Raw genomic sequence first — 16163 nt, 5'->3', positions numbered from 1 at the left:
TTTAGAGATAGCGAGGACATTTGCGTGCAGGAGAACCCGTCCTGGGTATATTTCCGAACGAGCGATTAATGCTCCTGCTGTGACTTGATCTGGGAAACGAGAGAATGGGCAAGTTCTACAGCTTGCCAAAGCAATACTTCATCTTCTTCTAGGCGAACAGTCGCCTTCATATTGGTGTTACTTACCTCCTTATTCTCTAACTGTTCGAGAATTGGTGACAGCAGTACGCGGGCGTAGCTACCGTAGGCGACCCCGGCAATGGAGGCAGGGGAGCAGGGAGCAGGGAGCAAGGGGGAAAACTTTTCTCCTCTGCCCCCTGCCCCTTGCCCCTCTGCCTCTTTAAGTAGTCCCATTGCCTTTAACTTAGCAACGGTATACTTATTTGTGCCGCCTGCTAACTGCACATATCCTGGTAACTTAGCTGCCAAAACTTTTTGCCCTAATTTCACTGCGGCTATTGTGGTGCCATCGCCAATATCACCACTCATCGGACGACCATCGGTTTGCCAAATTAAAGCACCCTTGAGTGGGGCAATCCTTTCGTAGAGCGTTCTTAAGTAGTCAATCATCCCTTCACCATCAGGACAGCTGATGGCTAGTAACTTTAGTTTATCGACCCACGGTGAAATTGCTTGCCATAATCGCTCAAATTCTGCCAATCGCCCGACTTTTGTATGGATTTCTACGGCATCTACTCCCGTTGACATTACCAATGGCGCGATCGCTCCTGGCGTTGTCACGTATGAAGCTGTATAAATTATACCATAAGGGCAAACTGGAATGCAACGACCGCAGCCATAACACTTTTTCGATACTACTCCTGAAAAGTCTTTTTTGATACTGTCAAACACAATCGCTTGTGCCGGACAAATCCGTTCGCAGGGTCTAGGGCAGTCTGGAGGACACTCATAAGGATTAAATTCTGCTTTGCGAAAATGGGGGTCTTCTCCATCGTTTAGGCTGACCATCAAAAACGGTAAATTGCCTTTGTAGTCAAAGCCTCGCTTTTGGGCATCCTGAGCCAGAGATTTGGCTGCTTGTAGCCCTGATTGCGCTGCTGCAATTACTGCTGGATCAGCTGCAACATCTATGCAGTCAGCGCCCGCCAAAGTATAGGCTAACGTTAAACTTCTGACTGCCGGCAAATGCTGGAAGCTGGCTCCGCAGATCAGCTTGAACCAGTCACCTTGTTTGAGAGATTGTAAAGGTACGAACAGATCAGTCACTATTCTATTATGCGTTTATGCGACTAAAAATAGTAGTCTGCGATCGAGAAAAAGTCCGAATTTGCTAACTTAGGGTTTATCGAATTGGGTATGGGGCACAAGAGGCAGAGGGGCATTGGGCATTGGGCACTTGTACTGAGCGAAGTCGAAGTATTGGGCATTGAGAAGAGACAAGGTAGACAAGGAAGATAAGGGAGAGACTTGTTCAATAATTCCCCCTTGTCCCCCTTGTCCCCCTTGTCCCCCTTGTCCCCCTTGTCCCCCTTGTCTCCCTTGTCTCCCTCATCTCCCTGCCCCCTGCCCCCTGCTCCCCACTCCCACAGCTGTCTTAGGAGGCCGACAACATGACAACTGTATTTTTTGTAGAAGACTCTGCTGAAGATAGAGCTTTGTATCGACGCTTCCTAAAGCGGGACGATCGCTACACTTATGATATTTACGAATTTGAGTCTGGCAATCAGGCGCTACAAGCTTGTCAAGGGAAAATACCAGATGTGATTTTGTTGGACTATCGATTACCAGATTTAGACGGGCTGGAATTTCTCACTCAGCTACAGAGACAAACTTCTCACATTATAATTTCAGTAATTATACTGACGGGACAGGGAGACGAAACGATCGCAGTCCAAGCAATCAAGAGTGGGGCGCAAGATTATCTAGTCAAGGGAAAACTGACTTCTGATAATTTACGTCGAGCGGTTCATGGGGCGATCGAGCAGATGCAGCTAATGCGGCAGCTAAAACAACAACAAGAACAACAAAAGTTAGTAGGTGCGATCGCTCTTAATATCCGCCAATCGTTGAGACTTCAAGATATCCTTGCCACGAGTGCTCAAGAAGTCCGCAAGTTACTAAGCGCCGATCGAGTACTGCTGTATCAATTTACGCCTCAAATGCGAGGTAACATCGTCGCGGAGTCAGTATTACCCCAATGGACATCAATCTTCGGACTGGAGATTGAAGATACCTGTTTTCAGGAAAATCTGGGGGGAGAATATCGCCGAGGAAAAATTTGGGCAGTTACAAACATCTACGAAGCGGGTTTAAGTGATTGCCATATTCAACTTTTGGAACAATTTCAGGTGAAGGCGAATTTAGTTGTCCCGATTTTGTTAGAAAGCAAGGGGACTCAAGCAGTTGAACTTTGGGGGCTATTTATCGTACATCAATGTTTTGCCCCGCGACAATGGCAGACATTTGAGGTGGAATTGCTCTCTTCACTGACGGTGCAACTAGCGATCGCTATCCAACAAGCCGAACTCTACCACAATCTCCAAATCCTCAACACTGAATTAGAAGCTAAGGTACAAGAACGCACTGCCAAATTGCACCAAAGCGATCGCCGTTTCCGTGCCATCTTCAATAATACTTTCCAGTTCATCGGACTGCTAACGCCAGCTGGCATTTTACTGGAAGCGAACCAGACGGCGCTAAGTTTTGCCGGACTGAAACTAGAAGATGTCATCAATCGCCCTTTTTGGGAAGCACACTGGTGGACAATTTCACCGCAAACTCAAGCAGAATTAAAACAAGCGATCGCTCGTGCAGCCCAAGGAGAGTTTATTCGCTATGAAGTTGACGTTCTTGGTGCAAATAATCGGGTAGCAACAATCGATTTTTCACTCCGTCCGCTTTTAGATGAGACAGGTCAAATTGTTTTGTTGATTCCAGAAGGGCGAGATATTACCGAACTCAAACAGGCTAAAGAAAAGCTCCAACAAAGTGAAGCACTGCTAGCTACTACTCAACAAATCGCCCATGTAGGCAGTTGGGAATTGAATTTAGAAACGAAAAAGCGCTCCTGGTCAATGGAAACCTTTCGCATCTCTGGTCTAAATCCCACTCAAGGCGAACCCGACCAGACGGAACTTCTCCAAATAATTCATCCAGACGATCGCGCCTTGGTCAAAGCCCAACTCGAAAAGATGATGTCTACAACGGGCTATGCCTTTGCTCAACAAGCCCCTTTCAATCTTGAGTATCGAATTATCCGACCTGATGGTTCGGTGCGCTACGTTGAATCAAAAGCAGAGATAGCTTATGACGCTCAAGGACAGCCAGTTAAACTGTTGGGAGCGGTTATAGATATTACAGAACGTAAACAAAATGAGTTAGAAATCATCCGTAGTCGTGACCTGCTAGAAGCTGTTTATAACGAATCCGCTGATGCACTTTTTTTGGTAGATGTTGAAACATTACTGATCGCTGACTGTAACGATCGAGCAGTGGAGCTATTTGCAGCCTCTAGTAAAGCTGAACTGATTAATATTGAAAGTAATACTCTACAAAAACAACCCTTTACTTCCGATGAAATCGCCACTTTTATGGAAGAAATTAAACAGCAAGGGTTTTGGAGTCGAGAAGTTGAATATATTACTAAGCAGGGCAAACCCTTTTGGGGAAATATCGCCGCCAAGCAAATCACAGTCGCTGGTACTGTGATGCAACTGGTACGAATCACGGATATTACTGCCCGGAAGTATGGTGAAAAAGAGCAGCAACGAGCAGAAATAGCTCTCCGAGAAAGCGAGGAACGACTACAATTAGCCCTTGAGGCTTCTGGAGATGCTTTGTGGGACTGGCATATTTTGACTAAAGAGGTGTATTACAGCCCTGGCTATTTAGAAATGCTCGGATACCGCTTTGATGAACTCCCACAGAATTTGAGTACTTGGCAGCGATTAGTTCATCCAGACGATCTACCTTGGGTGGAGAAAATCTTGGCAGCTCACCTCAAGGACAGTTCAATACCGTACAAATTTGACTATCGGCTTTGCACTAAGTCAGGGGAATACAAATGGATTGCCAACTACGGCAAGGTTGTGATGCGAGATGCAGATGGTAATCCTCTGCGAATGACTGGTACTCATCGGGATATCAGCGATCGACAAGCCGCGCTACGCGAACACAAACAAGCCGAAGCAGCCTTAGCCAAAAGTGAAGAACAACTGAGACTAACGTTGGAATTTAATCACATCGGTCTTTGGGATTGGAATGTTCAAACAGGCGAAGTTATCTGGAACGACAACCATTTTCGTTTGTTAGGTTTAGAGCCAGAAATATCAGCAGCCAGCTATCAATTATGGCGCGATCGCGTGCATCCAGAGGATGTTGACCGAATCGAACAGGCTGTATCAAATGCACTGGCACAACATATTAATTTTCAAGGTGAATATCGAGTGATTTTTCCCGATGGCAGGGTTCGCTGGCTCACGGGGAAAGGGCGTGCTGCTTACAACGAAGCAGGCGAACCTGTACGGATGTTAGGAGTAATTATTGATGTCAGCGAACAAAAGCAAGCAGAAGCAGCTTTGCAAGAAAGTGAAGCTCGATTCCAGGCATTTATGAACAACAGCCCAGTGCTAGCTTGCATCACTGATACAGATGGGCGTGTACTTTACTTAAATCAAACATACCTGCGGACATTTAAATTACTACCCGAACAGGTAATTGGGCAATCTATTTTTGACCTCTACCCAGATGAAATTGCTCGGCAGCATTTCGATCGCATTCGCACAGTCATAGAGACAAATCAGGCAATTGAGGTGATTGAATTTGCTCCTCGACCAGACGGTTCCCTCGGTGAGTTCTTGGTATACAAATTCCCGATTCTCGGATTGTCTGCACAAAAGCTAGTGGGTAGAGTGGCGATTGATATCACAGAACGCAAAATTCTAGAGCGAGAACTAGCCCACAAGCAAAAGTTATTGGATACCTTCATCAATAATGCACCTGTTGGGATAACCATTCTCGATCGGGAACTGCGTTATTCATTGATTAATGAAGCATTAGCAGAAATTAATGGCATTCCCGCAGCAGAGCATATTGGCAAGACAACGTGGGAGATTGTCCCTGATATAGCACGGAACCAAGATCAAGTCTTTCGACAGGTCTTAACAACGGGTGAACCGATTTTAGATTTGGAAGTTAGGGGAGAAACCCCAAAATTTCCAGGTGTAATCAGGACTTGGCTAGCTTCCTATTTTCCGATTCAGTCTGAAGCTGATGAACCTATGAGCATGGGCATTGTGGTAGTTGAAATCAGCGATCGCAAACGCGCTGAACAAATGTTAGAGTTGCAGGCAGTCATTACCCGCAACATGGCGGAGGGAATTTGCTTAGTTCGTGCTACAGATAGCGTGTTTGTCTACGCCAATCCTAAATTCGAGCAGATGTTTGGTTATGAATCTGGTGAATTAATTGGTCAGCACGTATCGATTGTTAACTATGGCGATGAAAATAATACACCTGAAGATATTAATCAGGCGATTAGCACTGCTATTTTAGAACACCGTGAAGCAATTTATGAAGTCCATAATATTAAAAAAGATGGCACTCCATTCTGGTGTAGCGCTACCGCTTCTGTTTTTGAACATCCTGAGTATGGAAGTGTCCTTGTGGCTATCCAACAAGATATCACCGAGCAAAAGCAAGCGGAAGAAAAAATCAAAGCCTCTCTAAAAGAAAAGGAAGTATTACTCAAAGAAATTCATCATCGTGTTAAGAACAATTTAGGAATTGTCAGCAGTTTGTTGCAAATGCAATGCAGACGAACACAAGATCCTATGGTGACAGCTATTTTGCGCGATAGCCAAAACCGCATTGCTTCCATTGCCCTAGTTCATGAAAAACTATACCGTTCTGAAGACCTCGCTGATATTGATTTTGCTCAATACATTCCAGATTTAACAACTCATTTATTTGATTCTTATAATGTCAGTTCCAGCCAGATTCAACTACATATTCAAGTTGATAATGCTAGCCTTGACATCGAAACCGCCATTCCTTGTGGCTTAATTATCAACGAACTGGTTTCTAATGCTTTAAAATACGCTTTTGTTGGTAATCGCGGAGGAAAAATTGAGGTTAAGTTTTATCAAGAATCCGCATCTACTTTGACACTCATTATTAGAGATAATGGTGTTGGCTTACCTGAAAACTTTGATAGTAAGAAAACTAAAACACTAGGTTTAACCCTTGTACAGGGTTTAGTCAAGCAACTAAGAGGAAAACTTGAAATTGACTCTCAACAGGGTACAGAGTTCAAAATTACTTTTACAAACAGCCGGACATGAACATAATTGACATCTCATCAAACACACAGATAAAAGAAGCAGTTCGAGTCCTTGTTGTTGAAGATGAATATATCCTTGCTATCAACTTACAAGAAACTTTAGAGTCTTTAGGATATGTTGTTTTAGATATTGCCGATTCTGCCGAAGAGGCAATTGCAAAAGCAACTGAATTACGCCCAAACTTGATTTTAATGGATATCAGATTACGCGGTGAAATAGATGGTATCCAGGCATCAGAGCAAATTTGGCATCATTTGCAAATTCCGATTATTTACGTCACCGGGCACTCTGATAAAAGTACAGTCGAACGAGCAACGCTGACATCCCCCTTTGGATACATTCTCAAACCTATTAAAGAGCAAGAACTTTATGTTGCCATTCAAACAGCATTAAATCGCTACGATCGCGAGCAATTTTTGAGTTCTGTACTTCGAGGAATGGGCGATGGGGTAATTGTAGTCGATACTCAATTAAATATTAAATATATCAATCAGGTAGCTGAAGCTTTAACAGGGTGGCAATGGAATGAAGCTAAAGACAAGACGTTAACTGAAGTTATCAAAATCATTGATGAACAAACTCAGTTGCCGATAGAAAATCCAATTATTGCAGCCCTCCAACAAGAAACTATTATATATTTAGGCAGTGGTGTTCTACTAGTTGCTAGAAACGGGACAATTATACCAATAGCTGATAGCGCTACTCCCCTGAGAAATAACAATGGTGTAATTACCGGAGCCGTATTTGTTTTTCGGGATGACACGCGACGACGGTTAACCGAAGAACGCAATCTCGCAGCTGAACGCGCTCAACAACTAGAAGTTAGAGTGGCAGAACTGCAACGCCTGAACCAATTAAAAGAGGATTTTCTGGCAACCACTTCTCATGAAATGCGAACGCCTTTGTCAAACATCAAAATGGCAATCTCTGTGCTAGAAAATATTCTCGATCGCCAGGGTATCTTAAATTCAAACACACTTCCCCCATCTGAATCTGTAGACCGCTATTTACGTATTGTGCGCGAACAGTGCGAACAAGAACTGGATTTGGTAGATAATTTACTGCATCTACGAATGATTGATGCAGATGTCTATCCATTGGAATTAACATCAATTCAACTTCAAAACTGGCTGCCTCACGTTGCCGAGTATTTTCAAGAACGCGCTCAAGCTAGAGAACAGTCTTTGCAAGTTAGTGTTTCTCCAGATTTACCACCTTTAGTTTCAGACTTGGCTAGCCTGACTGAAATTGTCTCAGAATTACTCAACAATGCTTGTAAATACACTCCACCTGATGGACAGATTGTGTTAAACGTTCAGCTAATATATATCACAAAAAGTCCGCTTGATGAGGATGCTAAATCTGGTGTATTAGATAATTTTCAAGTTCCTTATTTTCAAATCACAATTAGCAATTCTGGGGTGATAATTCCGAAAAAAGAACAATCTCGAATTTTTGAGCCGTTTTACCGGATTCCTGAAAGCGAACGCTGGCAAGAAAGCGGCACAGGATTAGGTTTAACATTGGTTAAGAAGTTAGTAGAATATCTCCAAGGCACGATTGAAGTTACCAGTTCTCAGGGCTGGACAACGTTTACAGTTCAGCTGCCTTTAAGTTTGTGATGGTATTTGGCATTTGTCATTTGTCATTTGTCCTTTGTCATTAGGTGTTGGTTATTAATTCTTCTTATCCTGCCTCCCTCGCTCTCCGAAAGAGTTCAAACTACGCCAAAATCTAAATAAACGCGATCGCGTCTTACTAACATCTTACCGACAATGCAGATTACCCAAAGTCTCCATACAGCGATTCTTGTGACTGACTTAGAACGCTCTGAACATTTTTATGGCAAAGTATTGGGATTATCCAAAATCGATCGTTCCCTAAACTACCCTGGTGCATGGTATCAAGTCGGTAACTATCAAATTCACCTGATAGTTGCAACCACTGTCCCCACGGAAAACCCAAACGAAAAATGGGGACGTAATCCCCATGTCGCCTTCACAGTAGTTGACTTAGACGCCGCCAAACAAGAATTCCTCAATCAGAATTATCCCATTCAAGCTAGCGCCTCCGGTCGCGCTGCCCTGTTCACTCAAGACCCGGATGGGAATATTATCGAGTTGAGTCAGCAGTGAGCCGGAGTGGGGAGCAGGGGAGCAGGGGAGCAGGGGAGCAGGGGGCAGGGGGCAGGGAGATGAGCTTTCTGGGGCAGGTTTTTTTGATTAGACAAATTTTTGGGATTTTAAAACCAAAACCATTGTCTGAGAACTTAAAACTACGTTCAATAATTGAGAACATTCTCAACTATTTATCGAAAGCCTAAAAGCCTGCCCTTGAAAGAGGGAGATGAGGGGGACAAGGGGGAATTATTGAACAAGTCTCTCCCTTATCTCCCCCCTCTTCCTTGTCTACCTTGTCTCTTCTCAATGCCCAATGCCCAATGCCCAATACCCCACTTCTATTCTGGTAATTTATATTGCCCAACAATACGTTTGGCAAACTCTGGAACGTGTGCGTCTAATTTCTCTGGATGATTGCGCTTCACATACAAATAATTCCGAGTAAAGTGAGAATCAATGGAAAATCGCGCATACTCTAGACCCTTGGGGCCGATTTTTTCGATTACCACACCCATCAGTTTTGCTGCCCACATCGGCAGGGTAACGCCTTTATCGTAAGCGGGAATACTTTGTTGTACGGCTTCTTTCCGGTTGCCTTTAGACGTTACTGGTTGAGTGTCTAACTGGTCTTTCACTAAATCCAGCATTTCCTTACCAGTGTCATTTCTAACTACAATCCATTGCCAACCGAAGGGTGCGCCCATATAACCAACAACTAAGTCGGCTAGGGAATTAACATAATCAAAGCAACTCATACAGGATGGTGCAAAGACATCTTTGAGTTTGTTGGTCTTCAAGCCAAAGAAAGGCACTGTTTCTGATGAGCCATCCTCATGTTTGAAGTGAACCCGGAAGTCTTGCATAAATTCGTAATGTACAACTGTATCAGGCGATCGGCTGGTGGTTTCTAAGAATTTTTGCAGTCCGGCGCGGTTAACATTATCTACGCAGGGCGTACCCAAAACATACAGCTTTTCTAAACCAAGTTCTTTTTCTACGGCTCGTAATGCCTGGATTTGGCAACCAACACCAATTACCAACAGCCGTTTCATCCCCGATTTTTCTATCTGTTCCAATATGGAAAGGTTCGGGGAAAGTGTTGGTTTATTTACTCGTGCTGCTAGTATTTCTTCTGGAGTCCGGGCGATGACGGGCATGGGTTGGAAGCGGTCTTCTTTGGTGTTTTGCACGCAGACTACACCTTCAACTAAGCCGCGATTCAGCATTTCAATGGCAATGCTGCTCACAATACCCGTCCATTGTGCGCCTTCGATGGGCTGCTGTTTCTTCGCCGCTATCATGTCTTGATGAACACCAAAGTAGAGTTCATCGGGGTTTTCGAGATGGCGCGATCGCGTGTGTGTTTCTTCTTCAAGTTCGCCTATTTGCTGATTAATAAAAGCGCAAGCTTCCTTGACATAGTGAATATAATATGTATCGCATAGCCCGCACTCGCTACAGAGTTCTTTGGCTGGGCGGCGGCTGGTAGGTTTTAAGGCTCTGGCTTTTTTGTGAGGAGAAACTGAGGTCATATAAACTTTTTGTTTTATCCAGGAATCGCTTTTATTACAATACCTTCACTCGCTATGAACTTGACGATAGACGATAAAGAAGACATTGTAATATTTTGAAACGCAAAGAGACGCAAAGTAATGCAGAGTTTTGCCTAATTTATTTCGCTACGAATTAATTAAATATTCTACTGAGGCTTTGATGAGGAACTATAGAAATACAATCGCACTCAGCGATAAGTAGGAGAAATAAAATTTGATTTTTGATACACAGATAAAAGCAGACATTCCCAAACTAGCCGTGGTTGAGCGTAAGAAAGTAAGTATTTTCGAGATTCTTCCAGATGGTTAATGATACTAGGTTGATGCCACTGCTGCCAGTAAAATTGCTGAAGATAATCAACTAACCACAATTGTGCTTCTGTATCTAAATCCTTATCAATTTTTTTGGCTAACTCTAAGGCATTACGGTAAGATTTAGGCGCTTTTTTCAAGTCTTGGAGTAACTCATCGGGAATAGCTTGTAATTGCTCATAAGATGCGATCGCACTTCCTGCACTACCAGCTGCTATGCTCAATACTGCCTGATTTGACAAAATTTCTTGATGACCTGTTTGTGTGAGTACAACAGCTAAAGACTGTGGATCTAAGCGATAAAAAGGAATGCGTTGACAGCGTGATACCAAAGTCGGCAACACAGATTCAAGTGTCGGTGCAATTAAAATTAATGTCGCCTGTCCCGGTTCTTCTAAGGTTTTAAGTAAAGCATTGGCTGCGGCTTCAGCCATTGTTTGCGCTTCTTCTAGCACTACCACATTTCTCGGCGCTTCTAAAGGGGGACGACTTAAAAACTCGGTAATTTCCCGAATTTGCTCTAGTCGAATTATAGGAGGGGCTTTACGCTTGAGTCCTTTTTCGGCTGCTTCTGCTGTTGTTAATCGTTGTCCCTGGTATTGGTACGTTGGTTCCACCCACAATAAAGCTGGATGGTTGCCCTGACGCAAACGGTTTTGTAAAGATGCAGTAACTCCCATCCCATTAGAAAATAGCAATTCCACAAAGCATCTGGCTGCTAAACTCCTGCCTACACCATCTGGCCCCACAAATAAGTAGGCTGGAGAAACCCGGTTTTGTCTGACAGCCTGAGTGAGTAACTCTATAGCTTGCTGTTGTCCGATAACTGGTGCAAATGGATCGTTAGTCATTAATCGACGTGACAGGACAATCGATATGGCATAAAGCTGAAATACCTCAGCCTTTGGTGGCAGTTGGTTGATGAGTGCCCAAGTGCTGAGTACGATTCTTACTTTTGTACTCAGCACTGTTTGGGTAAATTAGCAATCAAACCTTAGACGTGAGAAATCTGGATATCTCCGCGTGTGCCAACACAGCACCAGGTTCGCGCTGGAGAGCGTTGTAATACTTTCTCTCGAAGGTATTACCCGTCTCTAACGGTACAATGAGTGTACGGACATCAGCAATCAATTTTTGGAAATCTTCCAGCAATATCGGTTCATCTGCTTGGAGCATTTCATCAACTTGCACAACCATCTCAGAAATGCGATGTAGCCAAGCAAATTGTTCGTGAGCTATGACTAGCTGAAGAAGTTCTCCACTTGATACTCGTCCACTAATCTGTTCGTAGGCAATGCGTTCTGTCTCCAGCAACATCTTGTGAAGGTGGAGTAATTTGTTTCGTAAATCGCGCAGATATTGATGCTGACGTATTCTTTCTGTAAGTGTGTTAGAAGTCAATGTTACTTATCCTCTCGTTACAATAGTCTTCAATGGCTTAAGTAATTTCTAAGCATTGAGAATTGGGCATTGGGATTGGGGAAGAGGTGACAGGTAACAGGCGATCGCGATCTGTACCCTGTAACCTTTAACCTTGCTTTGATTTAGGTTTAGATGTCGATCCAGAAATACACGCGATCGCGATCTGTACCCTGTAACCTTTAACCTATTCCCTTGTTCTTCCCCATGCCTTGATGAATGGAGTTTTTTATCTATTTGGTTTCCTTGCTAAGAAGCATTATAATGAACATATCTTTTTATAACCGTTATGTCTTATATCTGATTAATCATATATTAGCATAAAATTATAAGCAGAACACAGTGTAGAACCGAGCGAGAAAATATCAATTATGGGAAAACCATCTTCATGTCGCTAGCAAATGTAATTTTAGGTCTTCTTCAGCAGCAAGAAATGACGGGCTACGACCTCAAAACGAGCTGCTTCGATCAATGCATTGCCCATTTATGGCCAGCAGATCAGGCACAAATTTACAGAACTCTCGATAAGCTAGTTGAGCAAGGCTGGATTACCTGTAACATTGAGATTCAACACGATCGCCCCAACCGCAAAGTCTACAGTGTGACGGAGCTAGGGAAAGCGGAATTTAGGCGATGGCTAGGGATTCATCAGCCCTTACCGACTATCAGAGAACCTTTACTCGTCCAGTTGCATTTTGCAGATCAGTTGTCGAATGAAACCATCATTGATCTACTGGAGCAACAATTAGCGGCTCGAAGCAAAAAGCTGGCTGAATGTGAAACCATTGATTTGCCATCAATCGGTGATGAATCTGCCAACCGCCAGCAGGTGATGCAAAGGCTGGTGCTGGAGTTGATAATCCGAAGAGAAGAAATTTATATTGATTGGTTAAAGACAGTAATCGAAGTTGTCAGTCGCCAAGAGCCATATCCATTTACCAAGAAAGAATTCAGGAGCCAGGAGGTCACTGAGCGACTTGCCTTGAGCGAAGTCGAAAGGAGTCGAAGTGAGCCAGAATCAGAATTGAATTTTGAACGAAACAGCAGATGAATCGTGGATTATTTGTAGGTTTAGTAACTTTAGATTTGATTTACCTTGCTGACTCAGCCCCTAAGAATAATCAGAAGATTGTCGCTACTGACTATACTGTAGCGGCAGGGGGCCCAGCAACAAACGCGGCTGTAACTTTCAATTATTTAGGAAATCAGGCTACAGTCTTAGGTGTAGTGGGTTCTCACCCAATGACGCAGCTCATTCGAGATGACTTGACAAATTACAAAGTTGCGATCGCAGACCTTGAGCCTAACACTGATTTAGTACCGCCTGTATCTTCGATTATTGTCACTCAAGCCACAGGTGAACGCGCTGTGGTTTCGATCAATGCTGTGAAAACTCAAGCTAGCAACGCATCTATTCCGCCAGATATTTTGCAGAATGTCGATATCATACTGATTGATGGACATCAGATGGCGGTTGGTGATTCCATAGCTCAAATGGCTAAAGCCAATAATATCCCAGTAGCGATCGATGGTGGTAGTTGGAAGCCTGGATTTGAACAAATTCTACCGTTCGTAGATTATGCTATCTGTTCAGCTAATTTTTATCCCCCCAACTGCCAGACTGGAGAAGACGTTTTTAGCTATCTCAGTGGATTTGACATTCCTCATATCGCCATTACTCACGGACAAAAACCAATTGAATACTTGAGTGGCACTAAAACTGGTATCGTAGATGTGCCGCAGATTCAAGCGGTTGATACGTTAGGGGCTGGAGATATTTTCCACGGTGCTTTCTGTCATTACATTTTAAGGGAAAGCTTTACTGATGCACTGACATTTGCAGCTAATATTGCTGCTGATTCCTGTAAATTTTTTGGTACTCGGCGTTGGATGGATTTAAGATAATTCGTAATTCGTAATTAGTTAGACTAAGTATCGCTGTGCGCCCCTAATCAACGTTATACATATTTTTAAATAGGCTAAATTAATGAAAGATTTACAAGAAATATTAGCGATCGCTCGTGAGGTAGGTTGGGGCGCAGCAGATATACTGCGATCGTATTACCACGGCACAGCAAAAGACCCTAATTTAGAAGTCCAATATAAGCAGAATGAGCCTGTCACTGTTGCCGATGTCGCTGTGAGTCAATACATTTTACAGAGGCTACAAGCAACTTTGGGTAATGAAGATTTTGCTTACATCAGCGAAGAAACTTATCAATCGTCAAGTAGTGGTAGACAGGCTTCTGCCCCTTGGGTATGGATAATTGACCCTTTGGATGGCACGCGAGATTTTATCGAAAAAACTGGCGACTATGCAGTTCACATTGCTTTAGTCAAAGAAACACGCCCAGTGTTGGCAGTGGTAGTAATACCAGAGGCTCATAAGTTATATTACGCTACCAAAGGCGGGGGTACATTTGTAGAAACCCGTAACGAATCTGTTCCTATACAAGTGTCTTCAGGTAAACAAATTGAAGATTTAACCTTAGTCGTTAGTCGCTCTCACCGCAACCAACGGTTAGATCGCCTGCTACAAAATTTACCCTGTCAAAATCAGAAATCTGTGGGTAGTGTAGGCTGCAAAATCGCCACCATTGTTGAGCAACAGGCAGATATCTACATTTCCCTTTCCGGCAAGTCTGCGCCCAAAGACTGGGATATAGCCGCTCCAGAATTGATTTTAACAGAAGCCGGTGGTCAGTTTACTCACTTCGATGGCACGCCGTTGCAGTATAACACTGGTGATATCAATCAATGGGGAGGTTTGCTAGCTAGTAATGGTGAATATCACGAATTACTATGTAAAAAAGCAGAAGGTATCTTAGCGCAGTTTGACCATAGCTAACGGGATACTGGATGATGAATATTTTTTAATTTGCTTTAATTTGCTTTTAAGACTGTCGATCGTGGTATGATTAATCGTATTACCAATAATAATCTTTACCTCTTAGTCCACAGGTTAATTTTGAAAACACTAAATATCTAGGCGATCGCGAGTTAATTACGATTTCCGATTAAAAGTGTAACTTGATATAGTACAAGCAAAAAAAGCCAGTCTTTAGAAAGTCTGCAAACCGTCTTTAAAGGTTTGATTTGTGAATAAAATTCACTATCAGACAATATTCAAAGACTGAATGCTGTGCTACACTCATGGACATAAAGATTATTTTCGGTTGAGTAACTCGTTTTGATTTCTAAAAACCGTCTCTCCGAATTTAACTCTCTACACTCCCTGAATTCGGAGATTTCTATGTCAATTTACGTCGGAAACCTGTCCTATCAGGTTACAGAAGAGGACCTAAAGCAGGCTTTTGCAGAATACGGAACAGTAAACCGTGTTCAACTACCCACAGATCGGGAAACAGGCCGGCCGCGTGGGTTCGCTTTTGTGGAAATGGAATCAGACACACAAGAACAAGCTGCCATTGATGCACTTGATGGTGCTGAGTGGATGGGACGTGATTTGAAAGTGAACAAAGCTAAACCCCGTGAGGAAAGAAGCAACTCCTCTCGCGGTAGCTGGGGTGGCGGTAATAATGCCCGCCGCAACAATAATCGCTACTAAGTCAATTCCTGAAAATTTCACATTTAGAGTCTCCAGCAGATAAAGCCAAAGGCTCCATTCTGCTGGAATATTTTATTTGGTATCTAGTCTTGAACTATTCATCCATATTAAGGAGGAATGAGAATGACACAAGTAGTTCTAGGAGAGAATGAAGGTATTGAATCAGCCTTGAGAAGATTTAAACGGGAAGTTTCTAAAGCAGGAATTTTCCAAGATATGAGAAAAAAGCGTCACTTTGAGACGCCGATAGAAAAAGAGAAGCGTAAAGCAATTGCTAGGCACAAACAACGTCGTCAACAACGTTCTCGCTTCAGTTAAAAGTCCAAGCAAATTTGCCCTTCGATTTGACATCTAGCCAACATCTCTTCATTGTTGTCAGTAATTAGCATACATCAATCGATAAACAACACTGTTCGTAGAATCGCTGTATTGGCTTTCGGCGCTACTGAATTATACATGTTTTCAGTTGCGTGAAGTATGGGCTTACAGCTAGCTATGCGCCCTTAACTAATATCGTGTCCGGTGAAAGACTTATAATTAAGACCACAGTTCTTGCTGGGAACTTCTTAGCTGCGGGAAAGAGGGTTTTCCCGTTTCTGCATAGATTACAGGAATTCTAACTAATTAACCGGACATGATATTACTCATCTTCGCACTCACTACTTTTATCGTAAGCGATTATCCGGACATGATATAACGATTACCTAGCATTTCTCCAGGTTACGGTTATACTGCTATCATTGCTGGCTCTACTGGTCAGCTAAATTTACTGAGTATTATTTTATTCAGTGTAACAAGGGTAGCAAATTAGTACTAACAAAATTGAGACATCCTTTCGCTGGAATGTTTCAAGGTATTTTATTGTTTTCTTTTTTCTTTCAGCAGTAGAT

Annotated in this window: 11 protein-coding genes and 1 pseudogene; 8 read left to right on the top strand and 4 right to left on the bottom strand. The window is 43.0% G+C overall.

Going from position 1 to position 16163, the window contains the following annotated elements:
• Positions 1 to 65: 65 nt before the first annotated feature.
• Complete coding sequence (ldpA, locus tag ACR5KR_RS28325; protein WP_448268814.1) at positions 66 to 1226, bottom strand: circadian clock protein LdpA; 1161 nt, start codon at positions 1224 to 1226, stop codon at positions 66 to 68.
• Positions 1227 to 1570: 344 nt separating this feature from the next.
• On the opposite strand from ldpA, the gene ACR5KR_RS28320 reads away from it, so the two are divergent.
• From ACR5KR_RS28320 to ACR5KR_RS28310, 3 genes are all read left to right on the top strand, one after another.
• On the top strand, positions 1571 to 6301 hold the full coding sequence (locus tag ACR5KR_RS28320; protein ID WP_448268812.1) for a PAS domain S-box protein: 4731 nt from the start codon (positions 1571 to 1573) through the stop codon (positions 6299 to 6301).
• The gene (locus tag ACR5KR_RS28315) at positions 6298 to 7923 is read left to right on the top strand and encodes a response regulator (protein WP_448268810.1); all 1626 of its coding nucleotides are present in this window, start codon (positions 6298 to 6300) and stop codon (positions 7921 to 7923) included. Before ACR5KR_RS28320 ends, ACR5KR_RS28315 begins: the two co-directional genes overlap by 4 nt.
• A 153-nt stretch (positions 7924 to 8076) precedes the next feature.
• On the top strand, positions 8077 to 8436 hold the full coding sequence (locus ACR5KR_RS28310; protein WP_448268809.1) for a VOC family protein: 360 nt from the start codon (positions 8077 to 8079) through the stop codon (positions 8434 to 8436).
• Positions 8437 to 8759: 323 nt separating this feature from the next.
• On the opposite strand, the gene ACR5KR_RS28305 is transcribed toward ACR5KR_RS28310, so the two are convergent.
• The 3 genes from ACR5KR_RS28305 to ACR5KR_RS28295 form a co-directional block, all read right to left on the bottom strand.
• Positions 8760 to 9953, bottom strand: coding sequence for a Coenzyme F420 hydrogenase/dehydrogenase, beta subunit C-terminal domain (locus ACR5KR_RS28305; RefSeq protein ID WP_448268807.1), 1194 nt, complete (start codon positions 9951 to 9953; stop codon positions 8760 to 8762).
• A 209-nt stretch (positions 9954 to 10162) separates the two neighbouring features.
• Positions 10163 to 11137, bottom strand: coding sequence for a DNA polymerase III subunit delta' (locus ACR5KR_RS28300; protein ID WP_448270358.1), 975 nt, complete (start codon positions 11135 to 11137; stop codon positions 10163 to 10165).
• Positions 11138 to 11273: 136 nt separating this feature from the next.
• Entirely contained in the window at positions 11274 to 11687 is a 414-nt protein-coding gene (locus ACR5KR_RS28295) for a hypothetical protein (protein ID WP_445628548.1), read from the bottom strand.
• A 406-nt stretch (positions 11688 to 12093) separates the two neighbouring features.
• Between ACR5KR_RS28295 and ACR5KR_RS28290 the strand changes: the two are divergent.
• The 5 genes and pseudogenes from ACR5KR_RS28290 to rpsU form a co-directional block, all read left to right on the top strand.
• A pseudogene (locus ACR5KR_RS28290) lies at positions 12094 to 12627 on the top strand (PadR family transcriptional regulator); the annotation flags it as partial.
• A gap of 125 nt (positions 12628 to 12752) precedes the next feature.
• The gene (locus ACR5KR_RS28285; RefSeq protein WP_448268805.1) at positions 12753 to 13610 is read left to right on the top strand and encodes a sugar kinase; all 858 of its coding nucleotides are present in this window, start codon (positions 12753 to 12755) and stop codon (positions 13608 to 13610) included.
• An 82-nt stretch (positions 13611 to 13692) separates the two neighbouring features.
• Entirely contained in the window at positions 13693 to 14553 is an 861-nt protein-coding gene (locus ACR5KR_RS28280) for a 3'(2'),5'-bisphosphate nucleotidase CysQ family protein (protein ID WP_445628546.1), read from the top strand.
• 405 nt (positions 14554 to 14958) lie between these two features.
• Complete coding sequence (locus ACR5KR_RS28275; RefSeq protein WP_194047264.1) at positions 14959 to 15273, top strand: RNA recognition motif domain-containing protein; 315 nt, start codon at positions 14959 to 14961, stop codon at positions 15271 to 15273.
• A gap of 123 nt (positions 15274 to 15396) precedes the next feature.
• Positions 15397 to 15591: a 30S ribosomal protein S21 gene (rpsU, locus tag ACR5KR_RS28270; protein WP_292717212.1), complete on the top strand. Its 195-nt coding sequence runs from the start codon at positions 15397 to 15399 to the stop codon at positions 15589 to 15591.
• The last annotated feature ends 572 nt before the right edge of the window (positions 15592 to 16163 follow it).

The organism is Nostoc sp. DSM 114159 (assembly GCF_053470285.1).
Note: the sequence above shows the minus strand (reverse complement) of the source record. Positions and strands in the feature narration are given on the sequence as shown.

Coding starts and splice junctions, on each gene's coding strand:
- ACR5KR_RS28320 (WP_448268812.1), top strand. CDS start 1,571: ATGACAACTGTATTTTTTGTAGAAGACTCTGCTGAAGATAGAGCTTTG.
- ACR5KR_RS28315 (WP_448268810.1), top strand. CDS start 6,298: ATGAACATAATTGACATCTCATCAAACACACAGATAAAAGAAGCAGTT.
- ACR5KR_RS28310 (WP_448268809.1), top strand. CDS start 8,077: ATGCAGATTACCCAAAGTCTCCATACAGCGATTCTTGTGACTGACTTA.
- ACR5KR_RS28305 (WP_448268807.1), bottom strand. CDS start 9,953: ATGACCTCAGTTTCTCCTCACAAAAAAGCCAGAGCCTTAAAACCTACC.
- ACR5KR_RS28300 (WP_448270358.1), bottom strand. CDS start 11,137: ATGACTAACGATCCATTTGCACCAGTTATCGGACAACAGCAAGCTATA.
- ACR5KR_RS28285 (WP_448268805.1), top strand. CDS start 12,753: ATGAATCGTGGATTATTTGTAGGTTTAGTAACTTTAGATTTGATTTAC.
- ACR5KR_RS28280 (WP_445628546.1), top strand. CDS start 13,693: ATGAAAGATTTACAAGAAATATTAGCGATCGCTCGTGAGGTAGGTTGG.
- ACR5KR_RS28275 (WP_194047264.1), top strand. CDS start 14,959: ATGTCAATTTACGTCGGAAACCTGTCCTATCAGGTTACAGAAGAGGAC.
- rpsU (WP_292717212.1), top strand. CDS start 15,397: ATGACACAAGTAGTTCTAGGAGAGAATGAAGGTATTGAATCAGCCTTG.